Origin of the sequence: Kitasatospora aureofaciens, from assembly GCF_019192735.1 — a bacterium.
Lineage (GTDB): Bacteria > Actinomycetota > Actinomycetes > Streptomycetales > Streptomycetaceae > Kitasatospora > Kitasatospora aureofaciens_A.
In genome coordinates this window covers 1-11,950 of record NZ_JAHTKP010000067.1, presented here as the reverse complement: position 1 = coordinate 11,950, position 11,950 = coordinate 1, and the positions used below count along the sequence as shown (strand labels likewise).

At 68.7% G+C, this 11,950-nt stretch carries 8 protein-coding genes and 2 pseudogenes; 4 read left to right on the top strand and 6 right to left on the bottom strand.

Annotation, left to right across the window (positions count from 1 at the left end; all coding sequences use genetic code 11):
• Positions 1-3: 3 nt before the first annotated feature.
• Both KV557_RS35395 and KV557_RS35390 read left to right on the top strand, forming a co-directional pair.
• Positions 4-357: a hypothetical protein gene (locus tag KV557_RS35395; RefSeq protein WP_218205697.1), complete on the top strand. Its 354-nt coding sequence runs from the start codon at positions 4-6 to the stop codon at positions 355-357.
• On the top strand, positions 354-662 hold the full coding sequence (locus tag KV557_RS35390; RefSeq protein WP_218205696.1) for a HEAT repeat domain-containing protein: 309 nt from the start codon (positions 354-356) through the stop codon (positions 660-662). Before KV557_RS35395 ends, KV557_RS35390 begins: the two co-directional genes overlap by 4 nt.
• 115 nt (positions 663-777) lie before the next feature.
• Here KV557_RS35390 and KV557_RS35385 read toward each other — a convergent pair whose 3' ends face one another.
• The 5 genes and pseudogenes from KV557_RS35385 to KV557_RS35365 form a co-directional block, all read right to left on the bottom strand.
• The gene (locus KV557_RS35385; RefSeq protein WP_218205695.1) at positions 778-1,398 is read right to left on the bottom strand and encodes a hypothetical protein; all 621 of its coding nucleotides are present in this window, start codon (positions 1,396-1,398) and stop codon (positions 778-780) included.
• Positions 1,399-3,062: 1,664 nt separating this feature from the next.
• The gene (locus tag KV557_RS35380; RefSeq protein WP_218205694.1) at positions 3,063-4,157 is read right to left on the bottom strand and encodes a hypothetical protein; all 1,095 of its coding nucleotides are present in this window, start codon (positions 4,155-4,157) and stop codon (positions 3,063-3,065) included.
• Positions 4,158-4,459: 302 nt separating this feature from the next.
• Entirely contained in the window at positions 4,460-7,060 is a 2,601-nt protein-coding gene (locus KV557_RS35375) for a WD40 repeat domain-containing protein (protein ID WP_218205693.1), read from the bottom strand.
• A 256-nt stretch (positions 7,061-7,316) separates the two neighbouring features.
• Positions 7,317-7,663, bottom strand: a pseudogene (locus tag KV557_RS45160) (IS5/IS1182 family transposase); the annotation flags it as partial.
• A gap of 96 nt (positions 7,664-7,759) precedes the next feature.
• Complete coding sequence (locus tag KV557_RS35365; protein WP_218205692.1) at positions 7,760-9,214, bottom strand: hypothetical protein; 1,455 nt, start codon at positions 9,212-9,214, stop codon at positions 7,760-7,762.
• A 190-nt stretch (positions 9,215-9,404) separates the two neighbouring features.
• Between KV557_RS35365 and KV557_RS35360 the strand changes: the two genes are divergently transcribed.
• Entirely contained in the window at positions 9,405-10,928 is a 1,524-nt protein-coding gene (locus KV557_RS35360) for a hypothetical protein (RefSeq protein WP_218205691.1), read from the top strand.
• Complete coding sequence (locus tag KV557_RS35355) at positions 10,922-11,545, top strand: hypothetical protein (protein ID WP_218205690.1); 624 nt, start codon at positions 10,922-10,924, stop codon at positions 11,543-11,545. The genes KV557_RS35360 and KV557_RS35355 overlap by 7 nt, the downstream gene beginning before the upstream one ends.
• A gap of 190 nt (positions 11,546-11,735) precedes the next feature.
• Here the strand turns inward: KV557_RS35355 and KV557_RS35350 are convergent.
• Positions 11,736-11,950: pseudogene (locus KV557_RS35350) on the bottom strand (hypothetical protein); the annotation flags it as partial.

The following is an 11,950-nucleotide window of genomic DNA, read 5'->3' as shown; positions in this document are numbered from 1 at the left end:
GGGATGGATGTCGTCACCGGCCGAAGCCTCAAGGCCGGCGACGGCCTCGGCGTCGAAGTCGGTGGTGAGACCGGACGCTCCTGGCGCGCCAGCATCAGTCAGCACACCCCGCAGGAGTTCATCCTGTCGTTCGCCGAGGAAGTCGCCCGCTGCCTGCGGCACGAGCTTGACACCGCCCTCGGGACGGCCGAGACCCGCGACGCCGAGACCCTCACGTCGTGGCCCGCCGCCGACGGCTGCGCCATAGACCTCGATGCCCCCGGTGCCCAGATGCACGTTGTCCCGACCGGGCAACCGCGTACGCGGTGCCGTATCTGGCGCGGTTGGCAGCTGCGGGCGTGCGTCGCGCCGACATGATCGGTCTGCTCGGCGCTATCGTCGAGAGCACGGACGAATGCGGTGTCACCGTGCCGGGCGCCCCGTGCTCAGCGGGGGTCGCGCAACTTCCCTTGCTCGTGCCGCTGCTGGGCGACGACGATCGCGAGGTGCGGCAGTGCGTGGCGTGGGCGGTTGCCCAGTGCAGGCCCGGTTCGGGCGAGCCCGGGCAAGCTCAGGTCATCACGTCCCTTACCAGGATGTGCGACGAATTCAAGATCACCATGACACCGAGCCGGATCACCCGCAGCCGGGTTTCCGCCGCGTACGAGGACGCCCTGTTCTGACACGCCAGCATGCTCGGCCGACCCGGCCAGGATCAGTGTTGACCTTCAAGTGCAAGCAGGGCGGCCAGGCCGCTTGTGCTCCGAGTGCAGCGGGCTTCCCCTCCCCCGGCGGCCGCTACCCGAACAGCTCCGTGGCCTCCGCGAAGTCGGCCAGCGCCTCGCAGTGGCAGCCGCCCAGCACCAGCAGCGTGGATCTGTCGGTCAACGCCCTGGCCAGCGCCACCGAGCCCTGGACGATGTCCACGGACACGAGCCGGCGGGCCAGCGCGACGCCCTCGTCGAACAACGGCATCAACAGTTCCAACACCTGATGGATCTGCATCTCGGTCTCGACCGCCGTCCGCACGGTCAACCTGCGCTGCAGCGTGACCATGCGCAGCAGATGACGCTCCGGCGCCGACTCGGCCAGCAGTGCCAGGACGGCAAGCTCACGGCGAAGCGCACTCCGGCCGTCGAGATAGCGCTGCCGAACATCGGGTGACCAACCGTGATGGAGATGCGAGCCGAACGGTGGTGCGGGCGCGCCTGGTGCCGCAGGTTCGTCCCCCCGGCCGCCGAGCACCAGCAGCACCACCCACAACGACCGGAAACCACCGTGCCTGGCCCGATCACCCGACTCCGCCAACTCGGCAAGCACGCTGAGAACCTCCCGGCGCGCCGAGCGGGCCTCCTCTCGCCGTCCACCCGTGTCCAGCAGTTGCGAGAACCGCACGAGCATGAAGACCAGATCAGCCAAGGACCCCCGACCCTCATCGAGGGCGGCTCGATGGCGGGCTATCAGGTCTGTGACAACCTCCGCCGCCTCTTCGTACGCCCCGGCCGCCTCCGGCTCCGCAGCCCACTCGATAGCGGTCCAGACGCCGGTGCCGCTCCGTTCGTCCTCCGCGCCACTGGCCCGGACGACCTCCGCGTAGAGATCCGCCGCCTCCCGGTGCCGCCCCCTTCGGCCAGCCCGGCCGCCAGCGCCTCGAGCCCGGCCCGCACGCCTTCTGTCCGGCCCGCCTGGTACTCCAGCCGGGCGATCGACGCCATCTGCTCGCGGACGGCGAACGCCTCCGCGCGACGCCCGAGCTCGCACAACTCCCGCTGGTAAGCGCCCAGTACGCGGATGAGTAGCTCGGCCCTCCGCGGCTCCCCCTCATCCACCCGCCGAGCAGCGGCCACGGCCTCCTCCAGAACCACCAGGCATGCCTTCGGCCGCCCGCGGTATTCCGCGCCGTAGCTGACCCATCAGCAACCCACGTGCCAAGCGGGGCAGATACGCCGCCGGGCTCACCTGGGCGAGCACCCGCTAGGCGTCAGCCTCCTGCCGGTAGCTCAGCCGACTCGATCCCAACAACACCGTCCGTGCCCGCAGCACCGCATCCTGATCCACGCTCCCCGCCGCATTCATGACGCCGATTCTCGGCGCGGCCAACGACCCCGAACAAGCTTGAAGAGCTGTGCTGTTGGTCCTACCGGACAGGTCTCTGACCTGCCATGTTGAGAACGTCCCTGATCCTCTCGCGGCTACGGGGCCGTGAACCGCGCTCCCGGTCCGGACGAACAATGCGGCCAGGAACGGGGAGATCGATCCGGTTATTGGCGACGCGGGCTGCTGTTCCCGCGCAGCGCGGCCAGCCGCCCGACTCATCCGGCGTTCGGGCAGTCGCTGGACCTGTCGGCGCGCACTTGATCGATGGCAAAAGCGTCAAGTGCAAACCCACCAGCCAGAATCTGCGATCACGGCGAGCAACCATTGAACCCATGCAGTGATCGACAGATCGGACATATAGGCAGGAAAGCCACATGCAGTCACCAGCTCCCGACGCTGAGCAGCCTCCGGCGCCGGCGTCGAACCGTGAAAACCGTGAGACGAATGTGAGAGGCAGGCCCGGGAGCGCGTCGAAGGCCGCTTCCTCGTAAACGAGAAAACGGCCTCTGACCTGCGACAATGGAGCGAACTCCAGTCGGGACGACAGGATTTGAACCTGCGACCCCTTGACCCCCAGCGGTCGAACGGGTGTCCGACTGATGTTCACCAGTCCGAGTCGCGCAGGTCAGGGCCTACCTCGTCCGCCCCGCATGACGCCTGTTGTCGTCTCATGACACCCAATCCGTGAGAGGCGCGTGAGAGGCGGCGTGCGAGCTGGAGTTCGGGAATGATTTGCCTCACACTCCGATCGTAAGGGCGGTCCAGTTCCCTCCGGGCCTCCGATGTTCCGCGCCACGGCGCTGCTGTGGCTGTCGACTCCGGGCCTACCGATGGTCAGCGGTCACGCAATTCGGCTCCGGCGAAGGTCTTGTGCTCAGCCGGCGCGCACCCCAGCCCGCGTGGCCCGGCACCAAGGATCCTGCAGGGCACGGGTGGGTTCCGCGGATCACCCCCAGCCGTCGACTCTTCACCGTGAACCCGGCCGCTCAGGGCTGCAGGGTCCACAGATGCAGTGCGTCCCCCGCCTCGGAGACTGTGTACCAGGTGCCATCGCCGAGTGCCTCAGGGGTGCCGGATATCGGGAACGGGTAGGTGATCTGGTCCGTCACCCGCATCCGCCCAGCGTCCACCAACCAGTGCAGTTCGGTGCCGAGGTCCGCGTCGGTCGTCCCGGTGATGACGGTCTGCGCTTCGAGGAAGCTGCCGTGGTAGTCCCACCACACCTCGTCGGGGTCGTCGTAGTGCGGAGTGACGGTCTCGGCCTCCAGTTCGGCCACGATTGAGCCGTCCGTGACACGGTGCAGAGCGAGCGAGTCCTGTTCGTGGGTGACCGTCAGGAATCGGTCACCTGACGGGCTCACCGCGAGCAGGACCCGGTCGTCCTCGCCGATCCGGTCGACGGTCAGCACGTTCCCGTTCCAGTGGCCCCACAGCAGGGGCTGGCCGTCCTGGCCCATGTTCACGCCCAATCCCATCTGCCCGGGAGACGGGTGTGGCCTGTGCCGCGAATTGCTGGCCGTGGTCTGCGTGTCCAACCGCCCCAGCACCCGCCCGTCGGCAGCGTCCAGCACGAGCCACTCATCGGTAAGGTCCTCCGATTTCTCGTCCACCGCGAGCGGTCCGCGGACGTGGGCCCAGAGGATCGATCCGTCGGCGGAGAACACCGCCGAGCCGCTGGAGGGGTACCTGTGGTCGGGGGATTGGGCGTAGTCGTCGAGCGACGTGTGCATCGCACGGCAGCTGTGCTCCCAGCAGCCGTGCGGGATCTCCCATCGCACCGCGCCCATCGCATCCACAGCTCGCAGGGCGTGCACTCCGGCGAACACGGCGAGGTCCCGTCGCGGCGCCACCGTCGACGTGCCGAACCGGCGCGGCCAGGGAGCCGGGAAGCGTGTAGCCGTCGGTTCGCCCGTACCGCTTTTCAGCTCGTCCAGGTCGTAGGCGACAAGCTCCGTGTCGCCCCGCTGAACCAGCAGCCGCTGGTCCGGCCAGCGCAGTACGGAAGGGGCATCAGCCTCGGCCGGGTCCAATGGCGCGGCCAGTGTGGTTATGAGGCGAGCGCTGGAGGTGGTGGCGGTCATAGCGTCTCCGGTACAGGGTGATGTTGCGTGCACCCTACGGCGGGTGGCTGACAAGGCGTCACGGATGTCGCATGCCGTGGCAGTCGACGGCGCAACTCCACCCAGGCTGCGTCGAAGCCGAACGCTCCCGGCAACGCCCCACCTGAAGCCGCACGCGTCCCCAATCCCACGACCTTCCCGGGCGAGACAAGCCAGATCAGCTGAGACCCTCACCTGGCCCGATTCTGCCGACGGTGTCACCACCAAGCGGTGCCGCCCGTTGCGACGGCAGCTCCTACGGCGAGGCAGGGCGTGCCCAGGGGTCATCGGGCGGACAGGACGGCGATCTCTCGACCGAAACCGACCACGAGCCGGCCTTCCGATGCCGCAAGGACCGAGTGGACGGGAGAGGGAAAGGCAAGTGGTGAGCCGATCTCGGCGCCCGTGGCCAGGTCGCGCACCGATACTCCCTCGCTACCACACGACGTGATCAGGTACGGGCTGTTGCCGTTCACCACCGTCGCCATGCTGCGCACAGTTCCAGCGGGGCAGGGCAGCGGCTCTCCGATCTGCTCGCGGTCAAGCAGGCTCCAGGTTCGGACCGTGGCGTCCCGGCTGGCGGTGACCGCGATGGGATGCCCGTTCAACATGGTGGTGCTCACCGACGTCACCCAGTCGGTATGACCGGTCAGTGGTTCGCCGACCTGCCGGCCAGTGGTCACATCCCACAACCGCACCGTCTTGTCCCAGCTACCGGTCACCACCAACGCCCGCCCGTTCACGTGGGCGATGGCGAGAGCAGTGATACGGCTGGTGTGGCCCGTGAGAGGCTGACCAAGTTGCCGCCCGGTCGCAAGGTCCCACACCTGTGCGGTGCCGTCCGAGCCGCCGGTCACCACAACGGATCGCCCTTCGACCTCGGCGGAGGCCAAGGCCAGGATCCTGCCGGTGTGTCCGGCCATGGCCTGGCCGATCTCCTGACCGGAGGCCAGGTCCCAGCGGCGAATCGTGGCGTCCGGGGCCGCGGTCACCACGACGGCACGCCCGCCCACCTCCGCCGCCACCATGCCGCAGACCTCCGTGGCAATGGTTTCGACGACAGGTGCTCCGGTGGCCAGGTCCCACGTGCGCACCGTCGTGTCCGCACCGGCTGTGACGACGACCGGCCTGCCTTGGAGGGTGGTCGTGGTCGCAGCCAGCACCGCTTCGTCATGACCGCCGAAGACGGGGCGGTGCCCGCCGCTGGCCTCCCCGAGGTCCCAGACCCGCACGGTGCGGTCCGCCCCAGCGGTGACGGCAACCGGACGCCCGTCCACGGTCGCTGTCGCGACATCCCACACCTGCGCGGTGTGCCCGTTCAACGGAGCGTCAATGGGTCTGCCCGTAGCCACATCCCATACCCGCACGGTCTGGTCCAGGCCGGCGGTCACAGCCACTACCCGCTCGTTCACCGCCACCGCGGCGGCTGCACGGACCCGGTCCGTGTGCCCGGCAAGCCGCTCACCCACCGCCGCGCCCGTGTCCGCGTCCCACAACCGCACCGTTTGATCTGCGTCAGTGGTCAGCCGAAGCACTCGTCCCCCAACGACGTCTGTCCCCACCACACGCGCAGAACGCTGTCGGGCGCTCACATCCTCATCCAAGATTGCGATGGGATGAGCGAGTTGCCATGTCCAGTCTTCCTGGTTTCGGTGTTTGGCAGGCAACCGGATCAGCTGTCCGCACAACTCACTGGTCCTCACCACCCACCCGTTCCCGCCGCCCCGACACCCCTCAGCCCGATCCCACACGCGCAACGACCCGCCGGCTTCCCGCACCAGGGTGACTGGCCGTCCCGCTACTTCCACGAGCTGGGAGACAGGCACCACTTCACCAGACGAACGTCCGCAAGCAGCGGCCAGGTCACCCACCACGGCCACCGCCGTTTCACCATCGTGGAGGCCAACGATGTCGCCGGCGTCGCAGGCGTAGGCGACCAGTCGTCCGTCGACCACAACCGCGGAAGCCCGCGCATCGAACAGCTTTCCGGCAGCGTCCACCCACGCAGGCTCGAGCACTCCGCCAGCCAGATCCCAGAGCCTCACCGCCCCGCCGAACTCAGCACTCACGGCAACCGGGGAATCATCGGGGCTGGCGAGTATCCGCGCCGGCAGCGCCGAGCCGATCTCCTCGCCCGTGGCAACGCTCCACAGGCGCAGGGTCCGGTCGTCCTCGACAGTCAACACCACGCGCCGGCCGTCCAATTCCGCCACGTCCACGACGCGGACACATTCACCAGCCAGGGACCCATCCGCCAGGTCGAGCAGAAGTACCCGCTTCTCGCGGCCGAGCCGCTCGAGCAACAGGGCAACGTCGCGGCCGTCCACCGTAGCCGTGGCGACGTATTCCACCTCGGCGGTCTGCGACGTCCTCGCGTCCGTAGGGCAGACCAGAGGCGGGCAGACCTCCCGGCCAGTGGCAAGATCCCATGTCCGAACGCTGTTGTCCCGGCTTCCTGTCACGGCCACCGCACGACCGCCGGCGACAGCGGTGTCGACGGCCGTGACCCAACCCTCGTGACCGGTCAGCGTCCGTAGCAGGCGCACATCCGCCGGCGAGCCCGTCGCCCATGCCACCTGCCAGCCAACAGACGGCGTCCCCGGCACGTCCACCGCCGCAAGCCGAGCCGCTAGATCTCGATCACCGAACCTGGCCGCATCCACCGCGAGCACAAACCGCCGTTGCCCGGCATTCTGCTTCCGGTGCACATCGACCGAAGCCCGGTACACCGCCGCCGCCAACCGCTCCTCAGCGCTCTCCGCGTCCGGCAGCAGTGCAAGAACGGACTCCGAATCCGCACGCACCAGCCAACCCAGGTCGGTCAACCCTCCATGCGCCGCGCCGGAATCAACCGATGGAGCGCCATCCCACATAGCGTCAGACATGACCAGTACGGTAATCGGCCCCGCTGACACCAGCCCGCCCCCACGGCACCCCCAGCAACGAGTGACCGGAGGGACGCACACGCTCCGGCTCCCACAGAGTGAAGTAGGCCGCCGACGAGGTGCCCGTGGTTCGGGTCCTTGTCCGATGGCCGCTTCCCGAACCGTGCAGGCGAGTTTTCCCCACACACGGCGCTCCAGCGATCATTTCCGGGTAGTGGCTGTGCGGGGGTCCAGCGGGCGGTCGCCGGTGCTCTTGGTCGTGGCGGTTGGCCCCAGCCAGGACGCGGACCAGGTGGATGCCGTAGCTCGGTCATGCCCGAGCGCTTCAGCCCCTGACAGCGCGATCTGCTTTTCCACCTGCTCGGCCACCACCCCCGGCGGGGGCAAAGCAGCCGGACGCTCTCCCGTCAACCGGGGTCCCCGACGGCCTGGTAGGAACAGCCGAACCGGAGGACCTGCAGCAGCTTGTCGAAGACGATCCGGTCACTGATCCGGCGCCGGTGGCAGCCCAGCGGGTGGGCCGGATCGAATGGCGCCGCTGCGGCGGCAGAGCAGCGAACTGCTACACAGCGGTTCCGTCAGCCATGAAGGCAGCGCGGGCACAAATCCCCCCAGTAGTCGCCGAGCACCGCAGCCACATGATCGGGCGGAAAACCCGCAGATCCGAGTCGCGTTTTGCCCAGTGGATGAACGACAAGCTCAGCCCGCCCAGTCATCCAGGTAGAGGGAAACAGCGACCACCGCTCCTGCGTCGTTACGCCACGCGCTTGCGCGATACCGGCCGTCGCCGAATCCGGTCTCGGCGACGACCCCGTGGTCGTCAACGACCGCCGCACGTGATGGGCCTGCGGCCATGAGCCGATCGCGGACGGCCTCCACCAGTTGCGGGTTCGTTGGGCTGATCCGGTTGGAGTTACCGAGGTCGAAGCATCCCGCCATCCCCGAGTCGACCAGCACATGGGACTCGTCGTCGGGGAGATGACCGAACCTCGCGGAATGGCCGTCGGCCCACATCCGCAACTCCGAGACACGCGGTCCCCGCTCATCCCTATCCGCCACGAACGAGAACGCCCGCCATGTCCCCACCTGCGCCGGCAGTGTCACCCCGAGGAGGCGATCGATCTCCGGAGCACGCTCCTCGAGGTAGCAGGGGTCCGCCACCCGCAGGGTCCCACTCGTCACCTCGAAGCTGCCCACGTCGTACCTGGTCCCCGCTGGAATCGCGCCACCCTGATCGAGGAGGACGGCGAGGTCGGTACATCCCAGGTGGACAGGGCGACCCGCCGCGAAACTGATCGACAGTCCGGCATCGTCCGCCACCTGGGAAAGCCGCTGGCCGTAGAAGGCCTTGGCCCGTTCCGCGTCGTCGCGGATACCGGCCAGGGCATGCAGACGAGGGTCGGCCGACGGGGGCAGATCACGCAGAGCACGGCTGATGGCGCGACCGTGTTCAGTACGGAAGCGCCGACGGGTACAGAGAGTTCCCGGACGCAGGCCGGGCAACGCTCCGCCGAAACCCCCCTCCACGATCTCGACCGCATCGAACAGCGGCCGCACGACCCGTTCTGCGGCCTCCAGATCGAGCGTGCACAGGCCCGCGAGCCGATCGCTCACCGCCGCCACGGTTCGTGCCTCACCGAGTATCCGGAGCAGGTCGTGGGGATCACCTATGCCGTCAGTCAGCGGCTCCCCGGCCTCGACCCTGCTACCGAGGGGTACGCGCAGCTCTCTGCCGTCGAGTGGGCCGAAAAGCCATCCCTCCCGCCCCCCCGACCAGCGAAGGACACTTCCGCCCGCCGTCAGCGACCACTTGACCGCCACGTAGTCGTCGCCTGGGGCGTTCTCGTCCGTGAGCAGATAGCCCGACCCCACCTCATTCAGGTACCCGTCGGCAGGGGCGATCCAGGCGGCACGCTCAGGCGGTCTCGCCTGGAGGATGTCGGTCACCGCCTCGGCCTCACTCGTCGCCGCCACCGACCGTACGAGCCGCTCGACATCCCGCGCCGACCCCCCGAACCCGGTCAGAACACGCGCCAGGTCATCCAGCAGTGAACGCGACAAGCCCGGTCCGTCGCCAAGCCCCGGGGCCATTCCCCACGCACCCGCCGAAACCGCGTCAGCACCCGAATCATCCTCATGGACATCGTCAATCATGGCGAGCACTGTAGACGGCCCCGCCGACACCCACCGCCCCTACAATCGCCCCCACCCCGAAGGAAAGTCAGGTGATGTCAGTTCCCTTGGCTACGGTTCTCTCCCTGGATGGCGGGCCAGGACGGCACGACAGGAGATGTGCACGCGCTTGGGGTCATGGCCCGTTCGAGAACGACGCTGAAAGGGTGCGATGGAGATAGAAGCGCTGGTCAGCGAGGCGTGGCGGTCGAGGACCACGACGCAGCGGCTGCGGGAGCTGGCCTGCAAGGACCCGCGGCTGGCCCGGATCGTGGCCAGCCGGATCGGCCTGCCCACCGAGCTCGCCGAGGAGCTGGCCGCTCGTGCGGGCGGCGCGGACGGTGGCGACGGGGATGTCAGGACGTTGCGGGCCCTGGCGGCCCAGCCGGCGACACAACCGCAGCGGCTGGCGCTGCTCGCCCGCCACCCCGACGAGCAGGTACGCCGGGCCGTGGCCCTGCACCGCAGTACGCCCAAGGCGGCCCTCAAGGAGCTGGCCACTGACCACTCCCTGGTCGTGCGCCGGGCCCTCGCTGCCCGGGAACATCTCCCCGGCAAACTCGCCACCGCCCTACTCACCGACGCCTCGGCCCAGGTACGGCTGACCCTGGCCCGCCGCTTCGACGCCCGCCCGAAGCACCTGCGGGCGCTCGCCACCGACCCTGAGCCGCGGATCCGCCGGCTGGTGGCCGCGCTCGGCTACGCCGACGGGGACGGCCTCACCGACGACGACCCGCGGGTGCGCCGGACCGCCGTCAACCGCTGCGGCGTCGAGCAACTCGCCCCGCACCTGAACCGGTTGGTACACGACCCCGATGTGGGGGTCCGAGCGCTGTCCGCCCACATGCGCCGCAACCACAACCCAACCGCCCTTGCGGTTCTGGCCGCCGACCCGCAACCGGCGGTACGGTCCGAGGCGGCAGGGAACTGGTACACCCCTGCCGAGGCGCTGACGGCGCTGGCCCACGACGGAGACCTGGCGGTCCTGGCCCAGGTCAGCGACAACCCGTTCACCCCGCCGCAAGCCCTCGCGGCAATCGTCGAGGCCGTTGCGACCGACTTCGACTATGACCGGTACTGCGACCGGGGCAATGCCGACAAGTCCCTGATGCGGGACATCATCGATCACCTGCTGGATCACCCGGCGATTCCGCCGCAGGCGCTACGGGCGCTGCACGCCAAGAACCTGCCCGATTTCCACGAGGGCAATGCCATGAGCAGACCAAACTGGCCACCCGACCTGGTGATTCAATTCGGGCTGAGCTACTGCGCGAGCACCGTGGATGAGGGCGAGGAGCGCCGCAGCTACACCGAGATCGACGCGGCCCGGCGAACCGAACCCCTTGATCAGGTACTCGCGACCATGCTTCGCAGCCCCATCCATTACCTGCGGGGGGCTGCGGCTGCGAACCGCCACACCCCGCCGCAGGCACTCGCTGAGTACGTGCGCACCGCCGACCCCGAGATGGAGGAATACCACCTCGATGACGCGGCGAAGAACCCGGCCACCCCGCCCGAGATCCTGGAGGCCTGGGCCGCCGCCAACGAACGGCACTACGAGATGTTGAAGAACCCGTACCTGCCCGAGTCGGTCCTCCAGATCATCGCGGCCGGCGACAACGACTTCTACGCACCGCGGGCGCGTCAGATGCTGGAGGTCCGGGCGTACCGGGCCGGGACGCAGGCACCGTGCTGACCCTCTCGTCGTGGCGGGCCCGCTTCGACCGGCTGACCGACACCAGCAAGGTGGTCGAGCGGGTGGCGGGAAGCGTCATCAACTACCTGGACGACAAGGACATCGGCTGGTACCTGCACTCCGGTGACCTCATCGTGCCGGAGAACGTCGACAACGACATCGCGCTCGTCGTCGACGGCGACATGATCGTCCACGGTTTCCTCGACGACCACGCCACCGACATCGGCATGCTCGTCGTCCTCGGCGACCTCATCGTGCGAGACCTGGTCTCGTGGGGCTCTGTCTACGTCGCCGGGGACCTGCGCGCCGAGGGCGTGGTCTACGGGTACTACAACGACTTCACATTCGAGGTCGCCGGGAAGGTCAACGCCCGTGCACTGGTGCTGTCCGACAAGGACAGCAGCTACCACACCGGCGAACTGGAGGCGGAGATCGACTCCTACGCACCCACGAAGGAGCAGTTCCGGGCCGCCCGGGACATCTTCGTGCCGGAGGTGTACGACGGCGGCGCGAAGCGGGCCCGGCACGGCAAACGCCCCAAGCCGGCCTGTCCGAGCTACAACCTGGTCTGTCGGCGGCTGCACGACGGGCTGCCACTGTTCCAGGCGCCCCGATAACACGGCCCTTGGGGACGGTCGGGGCCCGAGGGGATCTCACCCTCGGGCCCCCGTGTTCGTGGCATACGGTGCGGTTCGTTTCGAGGGGCGATGCTGATCAACGGTGAGGGTGTAGTTCTGCCGGCTGGGGTTGGGGGAGAGGCGCTGGCGCGGGCGGGCGGTATGAGGTCAGCCCGGGGCCCGGTACCGGTCAGCCGGGCAGGAAGGGCTGAGCCCAATCGGTGAACCGCTGCCCCAGCTCCGCCTGCGCTGCTGCAACGACGGCGTCCGGGTTCTGGGTCACGGGCAGGCCGAAGTGCCGGTCGAGCCAGGCGGCGAACTCTCCGTGGCCGTCGCTGTGCCGGTGGTCCTTCCCGCGGTAGAAGTAGGCGCTGTCCCAGTCCACCGAGATCTCCGCGTCGAAGC